The 24399-nt window shown below is 68.6% G+C and carries 19 protein-coding genes; 10 read left to right on the top strand and 9 right to left on the bottom strand.

Going from position 1 to position 24399, the window contains the following annotated elements:
• Positions 1–2: 2 nt before the first annotated feature.
• A complete protein-coding gene (locus GA615_RS23160) occupies positions 3–842 on the bottom strand; it encodes an STAS domain-containing protein (protein WP_152053712.1) in 840 nt (279 codons plus the stop codon).
• A gap of 429 nt (positions 843–1271) precedes the next feature.
• Between GA615_RS23160 and GA615_RS23155 the strand changes: the two genes are divergently transcribed.
• Both GA615_RS23155 and GA615_RS23150 read left to right on the top strand, forming a co-directional pair.
• The gene (locus GA615_RS23155; RefSeq protein ID WP_235905635.1) at positions 1272–1883 is read left to right on the top strand and encodes an RNA polymerase sigma factor; all 612 of its coding nucleotides are present in this window, start codon (positions 1272–1274) and stop codon (positions 1881–1883) included.
• A gap of 155 nt (positions 1884–2038) precedes the next feature.
• Complete coding sequence (locus tag GA615_RS23150; RefSeq protein ID WP_152053711.1) at positions 2039–7084, top strand: right-handed parallel beta-helix repeat-containing protein; 5046 nt, start codon at positions 2039–2041, stop codon at positions 7082–7084.
• A 28-nt stretch (positions 7085–7112) separates the two neighbouring features.
• Here the strand turns inward: GA615_RS23150 and GA615_RS23145 are convergent, their stop codons facing one another.
• From GA615_RS23145 to GA615_RS23130, 4 genes are all read right to left on the bottom strand, one after another.
• Positions 7113–10106, bottom strand: coding sequence for a serine/threonine-protein kinase (locus GA615_RS23145; protein ID WP_152053710.1), 2994 nt, complete (start codon positions 10104–10106; stop codon positions 7113–7115).
• 281 nt (positions 10107–10387) lie between these two features.
• Positions 10388–11488, bottom strand: a complete 1101-nt coding sequence (locus GA615_RS23140; RefSeq protein ID WP_152053709.1) for a WD40 repeat domain-containing protein — start codon at positions 11486–11488, stop codon at positions 10388–10390.
• Entirely contained in the window at positions 11485–12777 is a 1293-nt protein-coding gene (locus GA615_RS23135; RefSeq protein WP_152053708.1) for a DUF1501 domain-containing protein, read from the bottom strand. Before GA615_RS23135 ends, GA615_RS23140 begins: the two co-directional genes overlap by 4 nt.
• Before the next feature lie 116 nt (positions 12778–12893).
• Positions 12894–14624, bottom strand: coding sequence for a DUF1549 domain-containing protein (locus tag GA615_RS23130; RefSeq protein WP_161602497.1), 1731 nt, complete (start codon positions 14622–14624; stop codon positions 12894–12896).
• Between the two features lie 328 nt (positions 14625–14952).
• Here GA615_RS23130 and GA615_RS23125 point away from each other — a divergent pair, with 328 nt between their 5' ends.
• The 5 genes from GA615_RS23125 to hypB all read left to right on the top strand — a co-directional run bounded on the left by GA615_RS23125 (position 14953) and on the right by hypB (position 16943).
• The gene (locus GA615_RS23125; RefSeq protein ID WP_152053706.1) at positions 14953–15108 is read left to right on the top strand and encodes a hydrogenase/urease maturation nickel metallochaperone HypA; all 156 of its coding nucleotides are present in this window, start codon (positions 14953–14955) and stop codon (positions 15106–15108) included.
• 43 nt (positions 15109–15151) lie between these two features.
• On the top strand, positions 15152–15283 hold the full coding sequence (locus GA615_RS28500) for a hypothetical protein (RefSeq protein WP_261343963.1): 132 nt from the start codon (positions 15152–15154) through the stop codon (positions 15281–15283).
• 150 nt (positions 15284–15433) lie between these two features.
• On the top strand, positions 15434–15844 hold the full coding sequence (locus tag GA615_RS23120) for a helix-turn-helix domain-containing protein (protein ID WP_152053705.1): 411 nt from the start codon (positions 15434–15436) through the stop codon (positions 15842–15844).
• Between the two features lie 56 nt (positions 15845–15900).
• A complete protein-coding gene (hypA, locus tag GA615_RS23115) occupies positions 15901–16284 on the top strand; it encodes a hydrogenase maturation nickel metallochaperone HypA (protein ID WP_161602496.1) in 384 nt (127 codons plus the stop codon).
• Positions 16281–16943, top strand: coding sequence for a hydrogenase nickel incorporation protein HypB (hypB, locus tag GA615_RS23110; RefSeq protein WP_152053703.1), 663 nt, complete (start codon positions 16281–16283; stop codon positions 16941–16943). The genes hypA and hypB overlap by 4 nt, the downstream gene beginning before the upstream one ends.
• 20 nt (positions 16944–16963) lie before the next feature.
• Here hypB and hypE read toward each other — a convergent pair whose 3' ends face one another.
• Genes hypE through GA615_RS23095 form a run of 3 tightly spaced genes read right to left on the bottom strand, consistent with a single transcriptional unit; the run spans position 16964 to position 19380 of the window.
• A complete protein-coding gene (gene hypE, locus GA615_RS23105; RefSeq protein ID WP_152053702.1) occupies positions 16964–18022 on the bottom strand; it encodes a hydrogenase expression/formation protein HypE in 1059 nt (352 codons plus the stop codon).
• Complete coding sequence (gene hypD, locus GA615_RS23100; protein WP_152053701.1) at positions 18015–19121, bottom strand: hydrogenase formation protein HypD; 1107 nt, start codon at positions 19119–19121, stop codon at positions 18015–18017. The genes hypE and hypD overlap by 8 nt, the downstream gene beginning before the upstream one ends.
• Positions 19105–19380 carry a HypC/HybG/HupF family hydrogenase formation chaperone gene (locus GA615_RS23095; RefSeq protein ID WP_152053700.1) on the bottom strand — a complete coding sequence of 92 codons (276 nt, stop codon included), beginning with the start codon at positions 19378–19380 and terminating at the stop codon, positions 19105–19107. The genes hypD and GA615_RS23095 overlap by 17 nt, the downstream gene beginning before the upstream one ends.
• Positions 19381–19723: 343 nt before the next feature.
• On the opposite strand from GA615_RS23095, the gene hypF reads away from it, so the two are divergent.
• Positions 19724–22135 (top strand): carbamoyltransferase HypF, encoded by a 2412-nt coding sequence (hypF, locus tag GA615_RS23090; protein WP_152053699.1) that lies wholly within the window; start codon positions 19724–19726, stop codon positions 22133–22135.
• Between the two features lie 113 nt (positions 22136–22248).
• Complete coding sequence (locus GA615_RS23085) at positions 22249–22509, top strand: ribbon-helix-helix domain-containing protein (RefSeq protein WP_152053698.1); 261 nt, start codon at positions 22249–22251, stop codon at positions 22507–22509.
• Positions 22510–22756: 247 nt separating this feature from the next.
• Here the strand turns inward: GA615_RS23085 and aqpZ are convergent, their stop codons facing one another.
• The gene (gene aqpZ / locus GA615_RS23080) at positions 22757–23446 is read right to left on the bottom strand and encodes an aquaporin Z (protein WP_152053697.1); all 690 of its coding nucleotides are present in this window, start codon (positions 23444–23446) and stop codon (positions 22757–22759) included.
• Between the two features lie 395 nt (positions 23447–23841).
• Between aqpZ and GA615_RS23075 the strand changes: the two genes are divergently transcribed.
• On the top strand, positions 23842–24399 hold a 558-nt coding region (locus GA615_RS23075; RefSeq protein WP_152053696.1), incomplete at its 3' end, for a hypothetical protein.

The following is a 24399-nucleotide window of genomic DNA, read 5'->3' as shown; positions in this document are numbered from 1 at the left end:
GCTCACGAGTCCCGGGGTGCCTGGACGCCTCGCAGGTCGAACGCCCCGCCCAGCCCCGTCACGCGGAGCACCGCCTCCATCTCCGCCGACACCCCGGCCATCCGGAGCCTCGGGCGGCCGTGTCGGGCGACATGCCGGGGGAGAGCGGCCAGCAGCGCCAGGCCCTGCACGTCGAGGTCCTTGGTCGCCCGCAGGTCGAGCCGCACGGCGTCGCACCCGCGCCCGACGGCCGAGAGGAACCGCAGGCGGATCTCCTCGGCCGCCCCCGCGTCGAGGTACCCGGGGAACGCGATCGTCGTCGCGACGGGCATGGTGGTCGCCTCGGCGGGCGGCATGACGAGGGGGGGATCGGGGGCGGGAACATCGGCCGCCACCGCCTCGCGGGGAGGGCTGGATGCAAGCCCGGAAGGGGTCGTCAACGGTCGTCCCCGCGAGGCGAGGATGGCGTTGACCTCGAGGACGAACGACCGAACCGCCTCGTCGAACCGGCTCGAAAGGTCCTCGCCGGGGGTCCTCGTCGCCTCCGAGATCTTGCCCAGCAAATCCACGCCCCGCAGCAGGACGTCCACGTCGGTGGGCGAGAGCGTCAGGGCCCCGTCCTGGACCCCGAGGAAGCAATCCTCCATGACGTGGGCAACGCGCACCGCCGCCTCCACGCGGACCACGCGGGCCGCCCCCTTGATCGAGTGCGCCGCCCGCATCATCTCGTCCACGCGAGACGGGTCGCCGGGCGCCTGTTCCAGGTCCAGCAGCGCGGCGCCCAGCACCTCCAGGTGCGACTCGACCTCAGACCGAAACAGCTCCTCGAGGGAGGAATCCTCGAGGCCCGTCGTGTCGCTCATGGTCGGACCTCTCAGGCCGAAGGGTGCGATTGGCCGCCCGCCGCCCCCGGGCCAAGGGGGTCGGCCGTGCCCGTCTCATCGCCGGGTGCAATTGAGCCCGATGACCGGGTCAGGGCACCCGACGCGGCCCAGCCCGGCCCGGGAGCCCCTGTGTCGAGAAGGAGCGGTCGCATCGAACCATTGACATTGCACCGGCGTGACCGGCGATCTGAGATCCATTCTATCAGCAACCCAGGGAAGAGCGACGCTCAAATTGCCTAAATTTCCTGATCCCACCAGAATCAATGGCTTCCCTCCGGTGCATCGTCTATCGCGATGTGCCGAGACCGCGGTACCATCGAGCCACGGTCGAGAAACGATCGGCCGCCACAAGGCGATCTCGATCGAGGGTTCTGTCGGCCATCGAGGGGCATTCGGATCTTGGCGAGGGTGACCGTCGTGGAGGATGCTCGTCCGACGTCGATGACCCTGCTCGATCGGGTCCGAGCCGACGATCAGGAGGCCTGGAACCGCCTGATCCACCTCTACGCCCCTTTGGTCCGGTACTGGTGCCGACGGGGGGGGGTTGCCGAGGGTGAACTTGACGACGTGACCCAGGAGGTCTTCCGGGCGGTGGCGTCGAGTATCGGCGACTTCCGACGAGACCGGGCGGGAGACCGCTTCCGGGGCTGGTTGCGGGGGGTGACGCGGAACAAGGTGCTCGACTGGCACCGAGCCCGGGGCCGGCGGCCGGCCGAGGCCGAGGGAGGTACGGCGGCCGGTCGGGCCTTGCAGCAGCATCCCGAACCGCCGGCCGAGACCGACCCGATCGACGACCCCGACGAGCGCCGAGAACTCGACGGCGTCTACCGGAGGGCGCTGGGACTGGTCCGCTCCGAGTTCGAGGGCAAAACCTGGGACGCCTTCTGGCGGGTGACCGTCGAGGGCCACGCAACGGCCGACGTCGCCGCCGCGCTGGGCGTGAGCACGGCCGCCGTCCGGCAGGCCAAGAGCCGGGTCCTCCGCCGGCTCAGACAGGAGGTCGGCGACCTGATCGCGTAGCCCGAGGACGCCGCGAGCCTCCGGGAGGCCGTCACCGCGCGAAATGGTGTCACACGTCGAACGATCAAGTCGGGTGAGGGGGAAGCGTTCCCGGCGAGGGGCCGGCGAGCCCAAGACCCAGCCTCAAGGCGGATCACCCGACGGAGACCCCGGCGATGACGCGCAAGACCTGGCACTCGGCGGCCCGCAAGCCGTGGCGACGGCGGGCCCTCCTCTCCCTCACCCCCCTGGAAGAACGACTCCTGCTGTCCTCCTACAGCTACCGGATCGCCAACGCCAGCCAGTTTGGCCCCGGGGATTCCCAGGCCCGGGAGGCCAGCAGCTTCCTGGGCGCCGAGTTCCGCAACGAGTCCGACTCAACCTCCCTCAACCTGGGAGTCTACCGGGGGACGGGGGCCGTCTCCGCCAACGGACGCATCGGCTTCGAGGTGGGAGGGTACGCCGACCCCGGCAGCTTCGACGCGCACTACGAACTCGACTTCCGCAACGACTGGGTCGAGCCCACCGCCTTCGGCCCGGTTCCCATCCAGACGGGCCTGACCTATCTCGGTGCCCAGGTCGACACCACCTCGCCGTCGCTGGGCGGATCCGCCGCGTTCATCTTCGAACTGAGCGGGTCGGTGTCCGGCCGGGTTGAGGCTTACAACCCGTTCACTCAGTCCTACGACGACGTCTTCGAGCAAACCTGGCAGCTCCCCTCGATCAACGTCAACCAGGAAATCGCCTCGTACAACCGGGATGGCCGGGGCGACCTGAAGCTCTTCGGCCGGGAGGTCGAGGGCACGGTCGGACTTTCGGTGCCGATCGCCCCGCCTGCGAGCATGGGGATCGACGTCACGGTCGACGGCAACAGCCGGTCGGCGGCGCTGTCGGTCAACGTCGGGGCCAGCTTCCTGGAGGCGGGCCGGAGCCTGGGGGAGATGCGCCAGGCGCTGCCTTCGATCCGGCTCGCCTCGGCCGGGATGGCGCCCGACGGAACGGTCGACATGTCCACCCGCCGGCCCGATTCCTTCTCGGGCGATTCGATCGTGCAAACGACCCTGATGGAGAACAACCTGGTCCTGACGAACATGTTCGGCCCGCTCGGGCCGATCGGCTTCAGCGCCGGCGAGGCCGGCTTCGAGGTGGCGGCGACGCTGACGGCTCTGGAGGCCACGGGAGGCCCGGAGCTTCACGTCTTCCAGGACTTCAAGACGACCCCGGACGGCACGCTGACCTACCGCTTCGAAGACCTCGACGGCCGGCCGGCCTTCGTCGACGTCACCGTGACCGAGCCGGGCGGCCAGCCGGTCGAGCACCTCGGCGTTGCGTCGATCGCGTTCGAGCCCGGCGCGCAGGTCGCCGTCGCGTTCGAGGGCCGGCCGATCCGGGTCAGACCCGAGGCGTCCTTCCACCTCGATGTCCAGAACGTCATCGGCCTTCAGGCCGCGCTCGGCCTGGATGTCGAGGCCCTGAAGGCCGAGTTTTCGATCGACACACCGGTCGGAAGCCTCGCGGACGTTACGGCCGGTCCCGTCTGGTCGGAGGAGTGGGACCTCTCGCACGACCTCCTGGCGATCCCCCTCTTCTCCAAGACCTTCGAGACCCACGAGACGACCTTCGCGCTGGAGGAGTTCATCATCGGCGCCGGCTTCATCCCCAGCCTTGAAGTCACCCGGACCGACGACAACCAAAATGTGGCCATGGGGGCCGGGACCCTCCGCCAGGCGATCTGGCAGGCCCAGTTCCTGGCTGCCTCGACCGGGCAGACGGCGCAGACGATCAGCCTGGCCCCCGGCGTGTACACCCTGGAGACCAGTGGTCGTCACGACGGCCGCATCAACCCCGCCGACCACATCGCCAGCGGCGACCTCGACCTCGTCGACCTCGACCTGACGATCGAGCCGACCGGCCCCGGGGTCCTCCTCAGCGGGGGGGGCCAGTTCCGGGTCTTCGAGGTCCATGCGGGGGCGAGCCTGACCCTCTCGGGCCTCTCGGTGATCGAGGGCAAGGCCGACCTCGGCGCCGGCATCCTCAACGCCGGAACCCTGAGGATGACCAACGCCTCGCTCGTCTCCAACAACGCCGACGGGTCCGGCGGGGCACTCTTCAACCGGGGCCTCGCGGAGCTGATTCACACGACCCTCACCGCGAACAGCGCCGACCGAGACGCGAACGGCTCCGGGATCGGCGGCGGCATCTTCAACGCAGGGGCCGGCAGCCGCATCGTGCTGATCAACGCGATCGTCGCCGACAATGTCCGGGGGCCTGTCCGCTTCTTCGACGGCCGGACCGACGACGACCTGGCCGGCAAACCCTTCGAGGCCGGCAGCGTCGGCAACATGGTGGGGATTGCTCGGGGCTTGGTCTCGGATGAAGATAATATCATCCTCGGAACCGAGGATCCGCAAATCAAGGTGATGTACCAGTCCGCTTCGGGAGACACCTTCCTCTACGCACCGGTCAACGGTTCCCGTGCCATCGACGCGGCCCTGCCCGGTTACGCGGAGTACGACCAGAACGGCAATGCGAGGCCAAGGGGCAACGCGCCCGACATCGGCGCCGTCGAAGGCGAGCCGGCAAGCACGGTCGTCACGACCCTGGCGGACGTCCGCGACCCCTTCGATGATCAGACCAGCCTCGTCGAGGCCCTCGAATACGCCTCGACGCGCGACGGCGCGGACACCGTGACCTTCGCCGAAGGTCTGCGGGGAACGATCCTGCTCGGCCCCTCCCTGCTCCTGGACGATGCCGACCCGATCACGATCGCCGGCGACGGCCGGATCACCCTTCGAAGGGGGACCGGTGGCAGGCTCGTGCAGATCACCCCAGGAACTCGGGTTTCGCTCCTCGACCTCGAACTGACGGCCGCGGGGCCGGGGATCGCTCGGTCGAGCGTCGCGATCCTCAACCAGGGGGAGATGGACCTGACCCGGGTGCGACTTTCGGGGGCCAACGCCGACGCCGGGATCCGCAACGAGGGACGGATGACCCTGGTCGACAGCACCGTTCGCGGCGTCTCCGGCACGGGCCTCGTCAACGCCTGGAACGCGTCCTTGACGGTGGAACGGTCCACCATCAGCGGGAATTCCGGCGGCGGGATTACCAACGGCGGCAGCCTGATGCTGACCAACGCCACCATCAGCGGCAACACCTCGGGCTTCTTTGGAGCCGGGATCGCCAACGATGGCCTCCTGACGATGACCCACTCGACCGTCACCGGAAATCATTCCACCCGGGAGGATTGGGGGGTCGGCGCGGGCCTCTCCAACACGAACCGGGCGACCGTCTCCGGCTCGATCATCTCGGGCAACACCGCGGGCAGCCCCCGGAGGCACGACGACATCGAAACCTCGCTCGGAACGCTTCTGGGCTCGGGGAACCTCTACGGGACGGTCGAGGCGACCCAGATCCCTGCGGGGAACCTCGTGGGCGTGACCGACCCTCGCCTCGGCCCCCTGGCCGACAACGGCGGGCCGACCCTGACCCACGCGCCGCTGCCCGACAGCCCGGTGATTGGCCTCGCCACCGGCTCGACCACGGCAATCGATCAGCGAGGACGGGCCCGGCGCACCATCGGCGCGCCGGATGCTGGATCGGTCGAGGCCGGGGTCGTGCTCGTGACAACCCTCGTCGATGCGGTCGATCCCCACGACGGGCGGCTCAGTCTCCGGGAGGCGATTGCCATCTCGGCGAGCCAGCCGGGTTCGGACGTCATCACCTTCGCCCCGAGCCTCCAGGGGCGGGTCCTGCTCACCGGCGAGCTGCTGCTGGACGACCACTCCGGGCCGGTCACGATCCTCGGCGATGGCCGGATCACCCTCGACGCGAACCGCCAGGCTCGGGTCGTCCGGGTCCTCCCCGGAACGACCGCCCGGCTGGAGGAGCTGACCCTCACGGGCGGGTCGCTCCGAGGCGGAGCCGGCTCCCAGGCCCGCTCCGGCGGGGCGATCTTCAACGCCGGGGACCTGTCGCTGGTCCGCTCGATCGTCGTCGCCAACACGGTCGCCGGCACCGACGCCGACGGCGGCGGCATCTTCAATGACCACGGAACGGTGGTTCTGGTCGGCTCGACCGTCTCTGGCAACGCCGCCGGCGCCAGCGGTGGAGCGATCGGCAACGACGGCGGCACGCTGAGCCTCGTCGACTCGATCCTGGAACAGAACGTCGCCGGCGACCGGGGCGGGGCGATCGACAATCGAGGGGGCCTTGTCACCCTCAACCGCTCGATCGTCCGCAACAACCGCGCGACCCACCAGGCCGGCGGCGTCTTCAACGACGGCACGATCGCGACCACTCACCCCGAGGGCGGGACGCTGCTCGTGATCGCCTCGACCCTCCACACCAACCAGGCCGAACGCGGCGGCGCCCTTGTCAACCTCGACGGTACGGCCGCGCTGACCAACGCCACGATCAGCGGCAATTTCGCCACCGGAGACGGCGGCGGGCTTTACAACGACGGCCTTTTGAGCCTCCGGCACGCCACGGTCACGAGGAACGTCGCCTTTGGCGCCGGCAACGGCCTCTTCAATGGCAACCGGGCCTCCGTCTCCGCCTCGCTCATCAACTCGATCGTCTCCGACAACTGGTGGCTGGCGGATCGGGAGGACATCGGCGGCAAGCCGGTTTCGTCCGGCAGCGTCGGCAACCTCGTGGGCTTCGGCGGGGGGCTCAACCGGGCAACCAACCTCACCGGACTCAACCCCTCCCTGCTCCCCCTGGCCTTCCACGGCGGGCCGACCCCGACGCACGCCCCGGCCGACTTCGTGAGCCCGGCGATCGACGCCGCGATCGACGCCCTCGCCCCGCCCACCGACCAGCGCGGCCAGCCTCGCCCGCAAGGCGCTCGCGCCGACATCGGCGCCTTCGAAACCACGCGAACCCTCGCTCCCCTGTCGACCTCCTGGGGATCGGGGGCGCTCGCGATCACTCGAAGCACTCCGCCCCGTCCGACCCCCCTGCCCCTCCCCGTCGCCGGGCCGCTCGGGCCGGTCGCGGTGGACTCAGGGGGATCGGCGAGCCCCGTCACGCCCGAGCTCCGGGAACCCAAGCGGCCCGAAAGGGACGACGATCTGCTCTCCCAGGCGCTCCGGCACCTCGCCAACCAGGACGGCTCGATGGTCTCGCCGGCGGCGATCCCCCAGGGATGGTTCGACGACGGGGACGAGGACGACCCCGAGGCCGACGTGAGGGGGCTCTCGAAGCTCCTCCGAATCGGCTGATCCTCTCGTCTCGGGTTTGGGGAGCGGTTCAGGGGGCAGGCTCATCGAGCCTCCCCGAACCGGCAATCTCAAGATCCGATCCGGGTCGGCGGGCGAAGGGATCGGCCGGGAAGCCGACATCGAGCAGGAGATCCCGGAACGCGGGATGATTGCGGAGCGGTTCGAGACCGCCCCGCATCAGGTCGGCCCGGCTCAGCAACCCCTCGGCGTTCAGGTCCGAGACGATTTGCAGCGCGAGCCTGGCCATCTCACCGGCCCGGGGGGTGCGTTTGAGGGATGTCAGCGACGCGATCGCCTCGGCGGCCAGCAGGCGCAAGGGCTTGTCCCCCTCGGCCTCCTGGATCACGGTGATCGCCTCGGCCAGCGCCCGATCGAACGCTCCGTCCCTGGCCAGGGCCGCCGCCCGGAAGGCCCGGATCTCCTTGCGGGCGTATCCGTCCGCAACCTCGAACGCCCGGTCGAAGGCGGAGACGGCCTCCCCCGGCCTTCCCAGGGCGACCAGGCAATCGGCCTCGCCCCAGGCCCCGTTGCGGACCACGTTGCGGATCATCGCGTTCTGCGGCTGCCGATCGAGCACGTCCGAGGCGACCTCGACCGACCGTCGAAATTCCTCGAGCGCGTCCTCGTGCCGCCCGCTGCCCAGCAGGGCGTTGCCGAGGTTGCCGTGGCTGGCCGCCAGGTGGTAGGCCCACATCGTATTGCCGGGGGCCGCGTCCGCGAGGCTTTGCTGGATCGCCACCGCCTCGCGCAGGACCTCCTCGACCTTGTCGGGCTGGCCCAGTCGATCCCGGATGGCGGCCAGGTTGCCCAGCGAGGCGGCCAGCTGGGTTGCCGTTTCGACCGATTCCGGCTCGTACATGGCCAGCTCGCGGTGAAGTTGCAACGACTCCTCCATCATCTCGGCGGCGTGCTCCAGTCGGCCGAGCTTCATCTCACACGAGGCGACGTTGTTCAATGCTCCGGCGACCCGGTCTCTCCAGTGACTTGACCCGGGGAATTGCTGGAGCCGTGTCCGGGACCGCTCCAACACCTTCCCGTGCGCCTCCAGGGACGCGTCGAAGTCACCGCGATACCAGGCAATCTGCCCTTCCAGGTTGAAGATCCCGAGCCAGGCGTCCTCAAGTCTCCTCGAATCGAACGCCTCGGGAATTGTCTGGAGACGCCTCGCGGCGGCATCCAGAAAGGCCTGACTCGCCTCGTATCGGCCGGAATCCCGCTCGAAGCCGGCAAGGAACGTTCTGGCCTCAGCCAGGTCGATCAGCGTCTCGACGGCCTGGGGGGCCGCTCGGAGGACCGCGTCCCCCTCGACGATCGCCCGCTCGATCGTGCTGATCGCCGCGTCGCGACGCCCGGCGAACTCGCGGACCTGACCCAGGTGCCAGAGCGCCCTCGCCAGTTCGGCCCGCTCCTCAGGCTCCAGCCCTCGCCCATCGTCGAGCGTGACGAGCAGATCAACGGCCCGCTGAAGCCCGGTGATGGCCTCGTCAAGCTCGCCGAATCGCCACTGAATCACGCCGTAGCTGGTCAGCGCCCTGGCCAGGTCCCGGGTGGCTCGGGGATCATCCTCGCGGATCTCAATGAATTCCTGGAAAAAGTCCCGGGCCTCGCCGAGCAGCTCATTGCGCAGAGCGAGCATCCCCGGCTCTTCGAAGAGGACGGACTCGCTGATCTGGATCAGGAACCGGTCCACGGCTCGCCGGGCAAGCTGATAGCTCGATTCGGAGCTGGCGAGGCTCTCGACCGCCTCGTCCTTGGCCTCCCGGGTCTCCTGCAGGGCACTTCGGAGCCGGGCATTGTAATACGCTCCGCCCGCGATCAGGGCGAGCAGGGCGACGGCCGAGACCCCCAGCGCCGTCGCGGCCGACGGCCGACGGCGGGCCCACTTACCGGCCCGTTCCAGCCCCGTGGCCGGGCGGGCGGTGATCGTCTCGGACGAGAGGTAGCGGCGCAGGTCCTCGGCCAGCGCCTCGGCCGAGGCGTAGCGGCGGGCCGGCTCCTTCTCCAGGCATTTCAGGCAGATTGTCTCCAGGTCTCTCGGCAGTTTCGGGTTGAGCCGCCGGGGCGAGACCGGCTCCTGGGTCCGGATCAAGAGCAGGGTCTCGATCGCGTCGGTCCCCCGGAAGGGCACCTGGCCGGTGAGCATCTCGTAGAGGATCACGCCCAGCCCGTAGACGTCGGTCGCCGGGCCGATCCGGTCCAGGTCGCCGGTCGCCTGCTCCGGAGCCATCGAGGCGGGCGTGCCGAGCAGGTCGCCCTCCCGGGTCGGCCCCCCGGCCTCCTCCATCCGCTTGGCGATGCCGAAGTCCGTGACCTTCGGCACGGGGGGACCGCCCGGCTCGGCCGGCGGGGCGAGCAGGATGTTCGCCGGTTTCAGGTCTCGATGGATAATCCCCCGGGCGTGGGCGTGCCCGACGGCCAGCGCCAGGGACCGGGACAGCTCGGCCGCTCGTCGAGCAGGCAGCGGCCGACCGGCAAGAACCCGGTCGAGCGAGCCTCCTTCGATCAGCTCGAGCGCGACGTAGGGCCTCCCCGACGACTCGCCCACCTCAAAGATCTGCACGATATTCGGGTGCCTCAAGGCCGCGATCGCCTCGGCCTCGGCACGAAAGCGGTCGTACGCCGACGCCTCCCCAATGGTCACCACCTTCAGGGCGACCTTCCGGCCGAGTCGAAGCTGTCGGGCCTCGAAGACGGCCCCCATCCCCCCCCGACCGAGCAGGCCGAGCACCTCGAAGCCCGGAACCTCCGGGGGGGCCTCCTCTCGGATTCCCCCCGACCGCCGTTCCGGGATTCGAGCCGAGCCGCCCCAGAGCATCCCGGGGCCCCCCGCCGTTCCCTCTCGTCCGCCCCTGCGGACGGCGGCGACGACCGAGTCCGTCAGCCGCTCCAGGCGATCGGCGGCCGCCTCGCAGGCCGGGCAGCCCTCCACGTGCTCGGCGATCTGCTCCGACTCGGCCTCGGCCAGATCACCCAGCAGGTAGGCAATCAAGCGAGGCTCCGAGGGACATCCTTCGAGGATCATCGCTCGCCCCCCCAGTCCGGACGCGTCGGTGACGGCCTGCTCGCGCCGCCCGGGTCGAGGTTCGGACTCGAACCCGGATCGGACCCGTCCGGTCGCAATCCGCGTGAACTCCCTCGATTGTTCCGCATTTCCAGGGGGATCGCGAGCGTTTGCTCCTCCACACGCCGAGAGATCCGCGGGTGGCGCAGCTCCCCCCCACGATCCGGAATCCGCGATCCTCCCGAGGATCGGCCGGCCGCGGCGCCGGATCGTTCAGCCGAGCCGTGAGGGGTGAGACGTGGTCAGGAGGCCTCGGGTTGCGCTTGCGGCTGCATTCGGGAGAGCCGGAGTTTGCCGTCGTGGTGGGCGGTGGCCAGTTGGAGACCGTCCGGATGCAGGTCGAGCGCGCGGGCCGTGTTCGGAAGGGAGAAGCGGTGAAACTCCTCGTCGGGCTGATCGGGACGATAGAACAACAGGTGTCCGCCGCCGGAGCCTCCCACGGCGACGGCGAGAAATCCGTCAGGGTGGAACCGGACTCCCCAGGCGACCCCCTTCAACCCCCCCTGGGCCTTCAGCAGGCCGATCTGCTCGCCTCGGAGCCCGTCGAACAGGACCACCGCCGGATCATTGACCGCACCCAGCGGGTTAGTCGCGTTCAGCAGGCCGGCGCAGGCGAGCCGGTCGCCCGAGGGGCTGAAGGCAAGGTCGCGGACCCCGCCGTAATCGACCTGCTGCCCAGCGTTGTACGAGTAGAGCGATGAGGCATCGAGCCGGTGTCGGAGCAGCCCGGACCCGACCTCCCAGACCACGATCCGTCCTTCCAGGTCGGCCGAGACGAGGGATTCGCCGTCGGGATGAAAGCCGACGGCATAGATCGGCTTGTCGTGCGCGCCGGTCAGGTCGTGCAGAAGCGACCCGTCCTCAATCGACCAGATCTTGATCCGACGATCGTTACCGCACGAGGCCGCGAGCCTCCCATCGAGGCTGACGGTGACCCCTCGGACCCAGCCGTCGTGCGCCTCGACCTGCCGATCGGGGACCGGCTCCCCTTCGGCCGCCGCCGGCCACCAGAGCAGCCGGCCATCCCCGCCGGCGCTCAGGAGCGTGCGACCGTCGGGGGTCAAGGCCAGGTCGAAGACCCAGCTCTCATGCGCCGCAAAAGGGACCGCCGTGGGCTCCTCGGCGGCGTCGAGATCCCACCGGCGCACGGTGAGGTCCTCCGACCCGGCGAAGACAAACCTCCCGGTCGGATCGAAGGCACAGCAGATGAGCGGACGATCGTGGGTCAGTTCCCTCGCCACGTGCGTCTGAGTCGGGTCGGCCCCGGAAGCCTCGCAGGGTTCCGGGGTCGGGGCGGGGTCGGGGGCCGGAGCGGCCGGTTCGTCCGGGAAGCGGCGGGTCATGCCAGCAGGTCCTCAATGGCGAACGAGGACGGGTCGGCGATCTGGAAGTCGCGGCCGTTGACCGAGAACTCGTCCACGACCGGGTCGATCCCCACGGCCCGAAGATAGGTGTGAAACAGGTCGTGGCCCCCGACCTGACCGTCGGTCACCTCGGTGCCGTCGGCGTTCGTTTCCCCCACAACCACCCCGCGCTGGATGCCGGCCCCGGCCAGCGCCACCGACCAGGCCTTGCTCCAGTGGTCCCGGCCATAGTACTGATTGATCCGAGGGGTTCGGCCGAACTCGGACATCACGACGACGAGCGTTCGATCGAGCATCCCCCGATCGGCCAGATCGCCGAGCAGCGCAGAGAACGAAATGTCGAACTCGCCAACCTGTTCCAGGTGGAAGTCGAAGTTCTCGTTGTGCGTGTCGTAGTTCGAGTGGGTGACCTTCACGAACGTCGCCCCGGCATCGAGCAACCGGCGGGCGAGCAGGCAATGCCGGCCGAAGTCATGCGATCCGTAACGCTCCTGATCGCGCTCCGGTTCCCGGGAGACATCGAACAGCTCGCGGCGCTCCATCAATTGGAGCGCCTGTTCATACGAGTTCGTGTACGCCTCGGTCTCGGCGGTCCGCCGCCGCAGGGCAAAGCGGTGATCGAGTTGCATCCGCAAGGTGTGCCTCGCCTGATCCTCGGCGTCGGCAATCGCTCCCGGACGCTCGGTATGGGCCGGAGCCTGGCCGTTCCCGAGAACCAGGGCCCCGTACTTGGGACCGAGGAAGGCCGCGTCCTTCCCGCTCAGGCCGCCGCCGCCGGGAGTGATGTGAATGTAACCAGGCAGCGGGTCCTTCTCCGGCGCGAGGAACCGGGCGGCGAGCGATCCGAGGTGCGGATGCTCCTGCCCCGGCATCTCGCGCCGGCCGGTGTGCATCAGATAACTCCCCTTGCCGTGGTCATCCTCCGCGGTGTTCAGGCCGCGCAGCAAGGCCAGGTGGTGCATCAAGGGGGCGGTTCGGGGCAGGAGTTCCGAGATGCGGACCCCCGGCACCGAGGTCTCAATCGCCCGAAACGGTCCCCCCGTGGCGGTCCCCGGTTTCGGGTCCCACGTTTCGAGCTGACTCGAACCGCCGGCCAGGAAGATGACGAGAATCTGCCGACCGGAGCGCTGAAGGTCGCTGGCGAGGGTCGTCATCGGCCGACCGGCAAACCCGGCCACCGTCCCAAGCCCCGCAGCGGCGACCCCGCCGAGGAACGCCCTGCGAGAGACCGCGTGCTCGACCGACCGGCACGAGTAAGGGCACCACATGCGAAGAACTCCGTGAGTGATTGGGGGGGGATCGCAGCCCGGATCGGATCGAATTGGATCAGCGTCTCGTTGCGTCGCCGCGGGCAACCGGTGTTCGGAAACGGCGGTTCAGGGGCTCAGTGGTTGAAGCGAAACTCGGCCGAGGTGATCAACGCCCAGGCGAGATCCCGGATTGCGGCCGATCGCCCGTCGGCCCCGCGTGCCTCAAGCAAGGCGACGACCTCGGCCCGCTCCTGGGCCGAGGGCCGACGACTCAACAGACTGAGGTAGAGCTGCTCGGCCAGCACGTCCCGATCGTCGATCGCCTGCAAGCGGGCGGTCAGGTTGCTGCCGGAGGGCTGGACCCAGTTCTGGACCGGTCCGCCGTTACTGAGAAAAAGGGCCTGATGAACGTTCGCCTCGACGGCATCGTCGGGCTGCCCCTCGGTGGCCCCGAAGTAGCGCACGAAGGTGGTGACGTTGCCGGCGAGCTTCGCCTGGACCTCCTGCTCGACGACCCAGGGGCGGCGCTGCGCACGATCAGGATCGTCCCGGCAAACCTCGCAGAGAAACGCCTCGGCATGATCGAGCTGAGCCTCGACGGCCCGTTCCTGGGGCTCGACCACCCCCAATCCGCGCATCAGGCTCCAGGCCAGTTGCTCGGGAGAAAGCGGGGCGAGCAGGGCCACGGCGAAGCGGCTCGGATCGCTGGCCGCCTCGTCGCTGCCCGGGGGCGGCTCGCTCGAGCGCTGGTAGGTTCGGGTCAGGGCCAGCTCGCGCAGAAATGCCTTGAGATCATAATCCATCGCCCGGAACTCCGCCGTCAGCAGGTCGAGCAGTTCGGGATGCGACGGCGGGTTGTCCGAGTGGTCGAGGTCGAGCGGGTGGTAGATCCCTCGCTTCATCACGAGGGCCCAGAGGCGGTTCGCGGCGTTGCGGGCGAACGGCTCGACCTCATCGGAGGCCAGCGCCTCGGCGAGCTGCTCGAAGCGGCTGAAGGTTGGCACCGAACGGACGTCCTTCTCCGGGGCGACGACGTAACGCTCCTCCTCGGGCAATTCCGGCTCGGCGACCGAGGCGCCGTCGAGAATCCGGGGGCCGGTCGAGTGGGTCACGCTCTTGCGGAAGACCGACTGGAAGGTCGTCTCCCCCTCGGCCGTCTCGGCCAGCATCACCCGGCCCGATCCCGGCTCGGTGAACAGGCTCGTGCGGTCGAGGAAGGCCCGAAGGCCGTAGTAGTGGGCTTGCAGGTAATCCTCGACCAGGGGGTGGTCGTGGCACTGGGCGCACTGCAGATCGCGGCCGAGGAAGATCCGGCCGAGGTCACGGGTCACCAGATCGGGATCGGCCCCGCGGTCGAGGACGAACTTCGCGGGGGCCCGTTCCGAGGGGGCCTCGGAACCATCCGCGGCCAGAATCTCCCGGACGAGCTGATCGTAGGGCCGATTCTCGGCAAAGGCCCGGTACAGGAACGTTTCCCAGTCGGCCCGCGGGACGTGCTGATCGCGGCGGCGCTCCATGAGCATGGTGTCGAAGACGTATTGCATCCGCCGCGCATAGCCGGGGCTCGCCAGCAGGTCGTCGATCAGCCGCTGCCGCTTGTACGGAGAGGGATCATCGAGGAACGCGCGGGCCTGCTCGGCCGAGGGGATCGTGCCCGTCAGGTCGAGCACAACCCGGCGGAGGAACTCGCCGTCGGTCGCCAGCGCGGCCCTCGGCCCCGCGCTGGCCTCCTCCACGAGCCGGTCAATCCGCTCGTGCAAGGGTTCCTCCGGCTCCTCGGCCCGCGTCGGCGTCGAACTCCCGATCAGCAGGGTGAGCACCAGGGCGATCGGGATCTCGAGCACGCAGCTGACCCGGTCTCGCATTTCCCCCGCCTCCGTTGCAACCTCGAAAGAGCCTGAACAACCGTGTCTTCCGGCCCACCAACCCAAAGGGCCCGCCGCCGTCATCGACTGGCGTTAAACAATAGTGCGACACCCTGGCAGCTGCAACATGTTTTTTGAGCAGGGAACGGTCGGGGCTGAAACGACCGGGGAAGGTGAGGACTGACCGCCATCACATGTGATATCATCACTCCTCAATTCGATTCGCGGCAAGCGCCGTACCCCATGCGGCGCCCCCGGCTCACCCGGCCGCCATGGGGGGAATGCAACGAAACGAAGCCCTCCGCGAATCCCGAACGCTGGTTTGATCATGCACGAACTGTCGATCGCCGAGGCCCTGGTGCAGCACGTCACCGAAGCGATGGCCGGCTCGGCCCCATACCGGGTCACGCGGGTTCGGCTCCGAATCGGCCTGCGTTCCGGGGCCGCTGCCGACGCCCTCGCCTTCGCGCTGCCATGGCTGTAGTATTGAGATACGACAACAATCCTTCCTCATCGTGGAACTCCGGATGCGTCGAGCCGATGCGCTCGTGGCCTGGGACGACGAAGACGATCTGAGCGGCAACCTCCACCATGTCATCGAACACGGGCTTTCTCCGGACGAGGTGGAGTCGGTGTTGCTGGCTGACGACGCTCTTTGAGCGCACCAGCCGATCGAGCGGCCGGCCACTGGTCGCGGGGTTTACCTTCACCGGGCGTTGGATCGTTGTTGTCTACGAGATTGCTGCGGCCGATCCGATGGTCTTGCGGCCGGTGACCGCTTACGAACCCGATCCAAAGGACCAGGCACCATGACCGGTGAGGATCTGCCCCATCGCGTCCAGATTGAGCGGACGCCCGAGCAGCGGGCCGAGGAGGAAACGATCCATCGCCGGTTCCGCCCGGGAATCACGCTGGGCGAACTGGTGGCGTTGGGTGAGGTGAGCGAGGAAGACGCCGCCGCAATGCGTGCGCAGCAGGAAGCCGGCCCCGCCCCCTGGCCTGCTCGGGAGCTGGCGGTAGCCTTACGCGCCGAGCGGCTGCGCCTCGGCCTCAGCGACGCTGACCTGGCGGCGATCTCGGGAATCGACCGGGCGGCGATCCACAAAATCGAGACAGGGCTCAACCGGAACCCGACCGTGGCCACGCTCGACCGACTGGCCACGGCGATGGGGCTGCAGCTGGCCTGGTCGCTCGAGCCATCCGGAGCCTCAAACCGCTGATCCGCAGCCGAGTCGTTGGCCGACCATCACGCATGTCGAGGAGGTCAACGCCGATTATGCACGAACTGTCGATCGCCGAGGCCCTGGTGCAGCACGTCACCGAAGCGATGGCCGGCTCGGCCCCGTACCGGGTCACGCGGGTCCGGCTCCGAATCGGCCTGCTTTCCGGGCTCGCCGCCGACGCCCTCGCCTTCTGCTTCGAGGTCGTCACCCGAGACACCCCGCTGGAAGGCTCGGCACTGGAAATCGAATCCGTCCCGGTCGCCATCCGTTGCGATCCGTGCGGGCAAATCGTGGAACTGCCCGAGGCGCCTCCGTTGCGTTGCCCCCGGTGCAATCAGGCCTCGGCCGCGATCGTGCGCGGCAAGGAGCTGGAGGTCGAATCGATTGACGTTGAAGATGAAATTCAGAACATGACCCGATCGGAGCCCGCTTCATGACTCCCCGGATCGTTGAGCTTCGCCAGGGGCTCCTCAAGAAAAACGACCAGCTCGCCGCCGCCTTGCGCCTCCGGTTCCAGGACGCCGGCGTCTTCGTCGTCAACCTCGTCTCCAGCCCCGGCACCGGCAAAACCTTGCTGCTGGAACGCACCCTCTCGGCCCTCAAGGCCGGCGGCGGCCGTCCCGCCGCTCTGGTCGGCGACCTCGAAACCGACCGCGACGCCCAGCGCCTCGCGCGCGCAGGAGTTCCCGTCCGTCAGATCCAGACCCACGGCATCTGCCACCTCGACGCCGACATGATCGAGCGTCACCTCGACGGCTGGGATCTCGCCTCGCATGACCTCCTGTTCATCGAGAACGTCGGCAACCTCGTCTGCACCTCCAGCTACGACCTGGGCGAATCGTGCCGGGTCGCCCTCCTCTCCGTCACCGAGGGGGAGGACAAACCGTTGAAATATCCCGGCATCTACAATTCCGCCGATGCGGTCGTCATCACCAAGATCGACCTGGCCGACGTCTGCGAGTTCGACCGCGACGCCGCCCGCGCCCACCTGTTCGACGTCCGCCCCGGTGTCCGCCTGATCGAAACCTCCGCCAAGACCGGTCAGGGCTTCGACGACTGGCTCGCCTTCCTCGAGGAGCGTCCGCAGAGCCGTTGACCCGATCCGTTCCAATCCACTCAGCAAATTCTCGGCAATTGCTCCCCCAAGGGGAGCGTCACCACCCGACGCCCGCCGATCGCCGTCGTCATCACGACCGTCCCCGGATGCTCCGACACGACCGAGCCAATCCGCACCGCCTGCCGACCGATCGCCACGCTCCGCAGGGCCTCCAGCGCCGCCTCGGCCTGAGCGTCGGGCACGATCGCCACCAGCTTCCCCTCGTTGGCGATCATCAAGGGGTCGAGCCCGAGCAGCTCGCAGGCCCCCCGGACCTCGGGGCGCACCGGCACGGCTCCCTCGTCGAGTACCACCCCGACCGCCGATCGCTCCGCAATCTCGATGAGGGTCGCCGCCAGCCCTCCTCGGGTCGGATCGCGCAGGGCCCGCACCTCGACCGAGGCCGCAAAGAGCCGCTCGACCAGCTCCGAAAGCGGCGCGCAGTCGCTCTCAATCGCCGACTCGAACGCCAGGCCCTCGCGAACGCTCAGGATCGCCACCCCATGATCGCCGATCGTGCCGCTGACGATCACCGCATCCCCGGCCCTCGCCCGATCCGGCCCCACCGATCGCCCCTCCGGCACCACGCCGATCCCGCTCGTCGTGAGGTAGCACCCGTCGCCGTGCCCGCGCTCGACCACCTTCGTATCGCCGGTCACGATCGCCACCCCGGCCCGTCGCGCCGCCTCGGCCATTCGACCGACGATCGCCGCGAGCTGCTCCATCGCCAACCCTTCTTCCAGAATGAAGCTCGCGCTCAGATGCAACGGCCTGGCCCCGACCATCGCCAGGTCGTTCACCGTGCCATAGACCGCCAGCTCGCCGATCGAACCCCCTGGAAACACCAACGGCCGCACCACATGAGCATCCGTCGCAAACGCCAGGCGCCCCGCCGGCACCGCCACCAGGGCCGCATCCCCCCGCGCCTCCAGCGCCTCGTTGCGAAAGGCCGGTAAAAACAGATGTTCAAGCAACTCGCCTGAGAGCCGCCCCCCTCCCCCGTGCCCCATCACAACCGTCGGCGTCTCGCGCAACGGCATCGGACAGGTCCACTCGTCGAATCGCGGCGGCTCAGGCATGAGCGGGCGCTCCCTTCGTCCGACCGTTCAGAAAATAAGCCGCGCACGCCCCTTCGCTCGACACCATCGTCGCCCCCAAGGGGTGCCTTGGCGTACACGCCGTCCCAAACGCCGGGCACTCGGGCGGCGTGATGAGCCCCTGCAAGACCTCGCCGCTTCGGCAGTCGGGCGATTCCAACGTCCGGATCGCTCCCACCTCGAACCGTTCCGCCGCGTCGAACGCGCGATACGCGGGGGCCAACCTCCAACCGCTCTTCGGGATCGTCCCGATCCCCCGCCACGGTTGATCCGTCACCGCGAACACCTGTTCCAGCAAGGCCCGAGCCACCGGGTTCCCCTCGTCCGCAACGACCCTCGCGTACGCATTCTCGACCCGAGCCTCGCCCCGCTCCAGTTGCACCACCGCCCGCCGAATCCCCTCGAGCAGATCCAACGGCTCGAACCCGGTCACGACGATCGGCACCCCGAACCGCTCGGCGATCGCCGGGTACTGCCCCGTTCCCATCACCGTACACACATGCCCGGCCGCCAAAAACCCCTGCACCCGGTTCGACCTCGACGCGCAGATCGCCTCGATCGCCGGCGGCACGAGCACCTGAGAGACCAGCATCGAGAAATTCGTGAGCCCCTCCTCGCTCGCTCGCGTTACCGCCATCGCGTTGGCCGGCGCCGTGGTCTCGAACCCGATCCCGAAGAAGACGACCTGCCGATCTCGATGCAGCCGCGCCAGTTTCAACGCATCCAGCGGTGAATACACCATCCGCACATCGGCCCCTTCCGCCTTCACCCGGAGCAGATCCGTCGACGACCCCGGCACGCGCAGCATGTCGCCGAACGAGCAGAAGATCACCCCCGGTTGCTGCGCAATCGCCAACGCCCGGTCGATCACCTCCAACGGCGTCACACAGACCGGGCACCCCGGCCCGTGCACCAGCTCGACTGCTTCGGGAAGAACCTGATCGATCCCATTGCGAAGAATTGCATGCGTCTGCCCGCCGCAGACCTCCATCAAGACCCACGGCCGCGTCACGACCTGCCGAATCTCCTCGACCAGCGCGCGCGCCACCGATCCATCCCGGAACTCATCCAGATACTTCATGCGGATCGTCCCCTTCCTCTCCCAGTTCTTCCGCCAGCACCCCCATCGCCCGGAACGTCTCCAGCGTCTCCCTCGCCTCGGCCTCGTCGATCTTGCTCAGGGCAAACCCCACATGAACAATCGTGTAATCCCCGACCTCCACCTCCGGCACGAACTCCAGGCAGACTTCCTTGACGATCCCCCCGAAATCGACCCGCCCCATGCGGGTCCCTCCCTCCTCGTAGATCCGATCGACTCGACCCGGCACGGCAAGACACATCGAGATTCTCCTCGATTCGCTCTATTCACATCCATGACTTGTTTAAGATCGCACACACGTTCATCATGATCTCCCTCTCCCCGCTCACGGGGAAAGGGGTCTGTTTCCGATCCCCCCTGCCGCGCTCCCGCCCTGCGCCCCGCGATCGTCCAGCATACCCGATCACGGCAGCTCGCCGACGCCGCAATGCGTCCCACCCCCGCAAAAAACCCCGGATTTCCCGGCGCGGCCCTCGCCTCGCTCCACAACCCCATTCCCGCCCCTTGCCACCCGATCCCATGATGGAACCATCCCCGGATCGCATCCCCCCAGCCAAACCGAAGCACGAGCCCCCCGACTCCCAATGTCCCTCCCCGCCCCCCACCTCCCCCAGCGCCGCCGTTTCCTCGTCCAGGGGGTCGTCCAGGGGGTTGGTTTCCGCCCGTTCGTCCACGCCACGGCCGACCGCCTCGGCCTGGCCGGCTGGGTCGCCAACGATCCCTCGGGGGTCGTCATCGAGGTCCAGGGGCCTCCCGATCAACTCCTCGCCTTCCGCCGCGCCCTGCGCGACGACGCCCCTCCGCTCGCCACCCTCGTGTCGATCACCGACGAGGCGATCCCCCCTGACGCCGCCGCAATTGGCTTCACCATCCTCCCGAGCCGCGCCGACGCCACGCCCATCACCCCCGTCCCGCCCGACATCGCCACCTGCGACGCCTGCTTCCGCGAACTGGCCGACCCGACCGATCGCCGCTACCGCTATCCCTTCCTCAACTGCACCGATTGCGGCCCTCGCTTCACCATCCTCAAGCGCCTGCCGTACGACCGCCCTCACACCACGATGGCCCGCTTCCCCCTCTGCCCGGCGTGCCGCCGGGAATACGAGAACCCCCACGACCGCCGCTTCCACGCCCAGCCGATCGCCTGCCCGCGTTGCGGCCCGACCCTCTGGTTCGTCCCCGCCTCCGACGCGTCTCGGGCCGCCCAGCATCCCGACTCCCCCGGCTCCTGGCCTCGCGGCGAGGCCGCTCTCACCCAAACCCGCCAGGCCCTCGACCTCGGCCGGATCGTCGCCCTCAAAGGGGTCGGCGGCTTCCACCTCGCCTGCGACGCCCGCAACGAACCCGCCGTCTCCCGCCTCCGGGCGCTCAAAGGGCGAGGCGACAAGCCCTTTGCCCTCATGGTCCCCTCCCTCGACCACGCCCGCCGCCTCGCCCAGGTCAACGACGCCGAGGCCCTCGCCCTCTCCGGCCGCGATCGCCCCATCGTCCTGCTCCGCCGCCGCGCCGAAGCTCACGACGCCCCCTCTCCCCTCGCCCCCTCCGTCGCTCCCGGCCTGGCCCAACTCGGCATCATGCTCCCTTACTCCCCCTTGCACTCGTTGCTCTTTGATGAACACGAGGACGCCGCCGACCGTCCCCTCGTCATGACCTCCGGCAACCGCAGCGACGAGCCGATCGCCATCGCCAACGCCGAGGCCCTCGACCGCCTCGCCCCGATCGCCGACGCCTTCCTCCTGCACGACCGGCCGATCCAGGTCCCTTGCGACGACTCCGTCCTTCAGGTCGTCAACGATCAGCCACTCCCCCTCCGCCGCTCCCGAGGGATCGCCCCGCTGCCCCTCCCCTGGCCGATCCCCGACGGCCCGACCGTCCTCGCCGTCGGCGCCGAGCTGAAAGGGACCTTCTGCCTGGCCCGCCCCCCGTTCGCCCTCGTCAGCCAGCACCTCGGCGACTGGGGCGACCTGGCCACGCAAGACGCCTTCGAGCGCTCACTCGATCACATGCAAATCCTCTTTCAGATCGATCCCCAGGTCATCGCCTGCGACCTCCACCCCGACGCCCTTTCCTCCCGATGGGCCGAGCGCCTGGCCGCCTCCCTCAAGCGTCCCCTCGTCCGCGTCCAGCACCACCACGCCCACGCCGCGTCATTGCTGCTCGATCACGATCGAGTCGGCTCCACCCCCTTGCTTGCCTGGGTCTGCGACGGCACCGGCTACGGCCCCGACGGCACCATCTGGGGCGGCGAATGCCTGCTCCTTTCCGGCGACGGTGCCCGCTTCGATCGCCTCGCCCACCTTTCCCCCATCCCCTTGCCCGGCGGCGACCTCGCCATCCGCCACCCCTCCCGATCCGCTCTGGCCCACCTCTGGGCCGCCGGGATTCCCTGGGACGACGACCTCCCCTGCGTCCAGACCACCTCCCCCGCCGAACGCCGGGTGATCCGCCATCAGCTCGAAACCGGCCTGAACTGCGTCGCCACCACCAGCCTGGGCCGCCTCTTCGACGCCGTCGCCGCCCTGCTGGGCGTCCGATCCTCGGCCACCTTCGAGGGCCAGGCCGCCCTCGAACTGGAATCCCTCGCCGCCCTCGGCACCCCTCCCTTGAATGCCCCCCCCTGCTCCTTCGCCCAGCGTTCCGCCACCCCCTCCGGCCCGATTCTGCTCGACCCCGCCCCCCTCTGGCCGTGGCTCATCCACCACCTCCGCCGCGGCACCCCGCTGCCCCACCTCGCCGCCGCCTTCCATCACGCCCTGGCCGATGCCCTCGCCTCGATCGCCTCCGACCTCGCCCGCCCCCGCTCCCTCACCACCCTCGGCCTCACCGGCGGCGTCTTCCAGAACCCCTTGCTCACCACCCGCACCGCCTCCCTGCTCCGCGCCGATGGCTTCGAGGTCCTCACCCACCGCCACCTCCCCCCCAACGACGGCGGCCTCTCCCCCGGCCAGGCCCTCGTCGCCGCCCGACAACGGCTCCACCTCCCCTCCCCCCAATGAACCGCGATGCCACCCCGGCATTCGTTCCGATCGCCCGAGCCACCTCGTATCGTGACAATCCATTGCCACGAATTGCCAACATCGCCACGGTGCAGTTCAGGAGGCTCCCCACCATGGAACCCAAGAACACTGCGACTCCCGAATCATTGAAGTCCCTCGTCCATCGCCGCGTGACCGAGGGCGGTGACTGCAGCGCCAGCGAGTCCGTCCGCGACCTGATCCGCGCCGACCAGAAGCGGCAAACCGAGGAGCGCATCGACGCCCTGCTTGTCGAGGGGCTTCATTCCGGCGCTCCGATCGAGATCTCGCCGGAATTCTGGGAAGCCAGGCGGCAGAAGCTCTCCGCGCGACTGACCCGGAAGCCCACGCCATGACCCGGCGCGTCGTCATCGCCATCAACTCACGTGAACACTTGTCACACAACCCGTGCCACCCGCCCGTCACCCAACGAACCCGGCCGGGCCGGGCCTGGAGACGACGACACCAACAAGGGGGCCAGCCAGGCCATCGGATCGGCCTCTGGTGAGGGACACTGGTGAACACCAGTATCACTCACCGTTCGGGATGATGAGAGAATGGTGTCTCTCAAGGCCCCTTTGTCCGAGAACTTGGCAAATCAGATCAGTCTTCAGACTTACCAATGAATCGATAGAGACCTGCTCCGAGCGCAGCGCCGACGATCGGAGCGACCCAGAAAAGCCACAACTGAGTCAAGGCCCAGCCTCCCACGTAGACGGCCACGCCGGTGCTTCGTGCAGGATTGACCGAGGTGTTGGTCACGGGAATGCTGATCAGGTGAATCAAGGTCAGGCCCAGACCGATGGCGATCGGAGCGAATCCGGCGGGGGCTCGCGAATCCGTGGCGCCGAGAATGATGACGAGAAACATCATGGTCATCACGACTTCCGTCACCAACGCCGCCAGCAAGGAATAGCCACCGGGCGAATGCTCACCGTAGCCATTCGAAGCGAATCCGTCGGCCACGTCGAATCCCGCTTTGCCCGTCGCGATGAGGTAAAGAACGCCTCCCGCCGCAATCGCTCCCAGAACCTGCGCGACGATGTAAGGCAACAGCAGCTTGGCCGGGAATCGCCCCCCCGCCCAGAGCCCGACGGAAACGGCCGGGTTCAAATGACAACCGGAGATGTGCCCAATGGCAAAGGCCATCGTCAGCACCGTCAATCCAAAGGCAAACGAAACACCCAGCAGACCGATTCCCACGTCAGGAAACGCTGCGGCCAGAACCGCGCTCCCGCAACCACCAAGAACAAGCCAAAATGTCCCTACAAACTCTGCCGCGTATTTGTTCATGCGTTGTGACCTTTTGTTGGAGAAATTGGTGCCTCACCTGAAGGAGGCGGAGGCCCATCCCTGTCCAGATCTGTCAGGGCGTTCGCATCATCCCAGGAAAAATGTCTTTTTGCGACTGACTCATTGGTTTTTTTGCGCTTGGCCCTGAAGGCGAACCGCCAGGACCATCCGCCCGCGCCAATTGCCCCCTCCTCCCGCTTTTTGTGACTGGCGCGACCATTTTCCACGATGGTAATGAGAGACGAGGCCCTCGATCAGGCCCGGCGGCGACGCCGCGCCCGATCATTCCAGGCACCACGAGGGCCGCCCGACACGATCCCCGCGCCAACCGCGATCCGTCCCCGGCGACAGACCCCCGACCCATCGCCCGGCCCCCCTTGCAAAGGTCAACCCCCATGAGCCAGCACCAGACCTCCTCATCCCCCGATGAATCGCCCCGTCCCCAGGAACCGAACACCCACACCGACACCCCCCGCCCCTCGGAACCGCGCTCCGAGCGCGGCACACGCCGCAGCCGACACAACGCCCGGCGCCACGGACTGACCGCCCAGCTCCCCGACGGCGCTGCCGAGGCCGCCCTCATGCAAGCGTTCGCCGATCGCTGGACGAAGCAGCTCGGTGCCGACACCGAGGCCGAGGAAGCCCTCATCCGCGCCTCGGCCCTCGCCTACGCCCGCCTCGAACGCTGCCGCACCGTCGAGGAAGCCACCCTCGCTCAGTCCTCGCGCGACGCCGTCGACCGCTGGGAAAAGCAACAGCGCCACGCCGTCCGACGCCTCGCGCAAAACCTCTCCCGAGACCCCATGAACACCGTCCTTGATCTGGAAAGCACCTCCTTCGGCTGCGAGTGGCTCAGCCGCCACTGGGTCCAGCTCGACGACAAACTGGGACAGGGGATCACCTGGGACCGCGACGAGATGAACCGCGCCCTGCTCCTGCTCGGCTACCTTCCA

The organism is Tautonia marina (genome assembly GCF_009177065.1).
GTDB lineage: Bacteria > Planctomycetota > Planctomycetia > Isosphaerales > Isosphaeraceae > Tautonia > Tautonia marina.
Note: the sequence above shows the minus strand (reverse complement) of the source record. Positions and strands in the feature narration are given on the sequence as shown.

Excerpts from the sequence above, each read along its gene's own strand:
- hypB (WP_152053703.1), top strand. The coding sequence starts at position 16,281 with ATGACTCCCCGGATCGTTGAGCTTCGCCAGGGGCTCCTCAAGAAAAAC.
- hypD (WP_152053701.1), bottom strand. The coding sequence starts at position 19,121 with ATGAAGTATCTGGATGAGTTCCGGGATGGATCGGTGGCGCGCGCGCTG.
- GA615_RS23160 (WP_152053712.1), bottom strand. The coding sequence starts at position 842 with ATGAGCGACACGACGGGCCTCGAGGATTCCTCCCTCGAGGAGCTGTTT.
- GA615_RS23135 (WP_152053708.1), bottom strand. The coding sequence starts at position 12,777 with ATGTGGTGCCCTTACTCGTGCCGGTCGGTCGAGCACGCGGTCTCTCGC.
- GA615_RS23095 (WP_152053700.1), bottom strand. The coding sequence starts at position 19,380 with ATGTGTCTTGCCGTGCCGGGTCGAGTCGATCGGATCTACGAGGAGGGA.
- GA615_RS23140 (WP_152053709.1), bottom strand. The coding sequence starts at position 11,488 with ATGACCCGCCGCTTCCCGGACGAACCGGCCGCTCCGGCCCCCGACCCC.
- hypE (WP_152053702.1), bottom strand. The coding sequence starts at position 18,022 with ATGCCTGAGCCGCCGCGATTCGACGAGTGGACCTGTCCGATGCCGTTG.
- hypF (WP_152053699.1), top strand. The coding sequence starts at position 19,724 with ATGTCCCTCCCCGCCCCCCACCTCCCCCAGCGCCGCCGTTTCCTCGTC.
- aqpZ (WP_152053697.1), bottom strand. The coding sequence starts at position 23,446 with ATGAACAAATACGCGGCAGAGTTTGTAGGGACATTTTGGCTTGTTCTT.
- GA615_RS23145 (WP_152053710.1), bottom strand. The coding sequence starts at position 10,106 with ATGATCCTCGAAGGATGTCCCTCGGAGCCTCGCTTGATTGCCTACCTG.
- hypA (WP_161602496.1), top strand. The coding sequence starts at position 15,901 with ATGCACGAACTGTCGATCGCCGAGGCCCTGGTGCAGCACGTCACCGAA.
- GA615_RS23120 (WP_152053705.1), top strand. The coding sequence starts at position 15,434 with ATGACCGGTGAGGATCTGCCCCATCGCGTCCAGATTGAGCGGACGCCC.
- GA615_RS28500 (WP_261343963.1), top strand. The coding sequence starts at position 15,152 with ATGCGTCGAGCCGATGCGCTCGTGGCCTGGGACGACGAAGACGATCTG.
- GA615_RS23150 (WP_152053711.1), top strand. The coding sequence starts at position 2,039 with ATGACGCGCAAGACCTGGCACTCGGCGGCCCGCAAGCCGTGGCGACGG.
- GA615_RS23125 (WP_152053706.1), top strand. The coding sequence starts at position 14,953 with ATGCACGAACTGTCGATCGCCGAGGCCCTGGTGCAGCACGTCACCGAA.
- GA615_RS23130 (WP_161602497.1), bottom strand. The coding sequence starts at position 14,624 with ATGCGAGACCGGGTCAGCTGCGTGCTCGAGATCCCGATCGCCCTGGTG.
- GA615_RS23085 (WP_152053698.1), top strand. The coding sequence starts at position 22,249 with ATGGAACCCAAGAACACTGCGACTCCCGAATCATTGAAGTCCCTCGTC.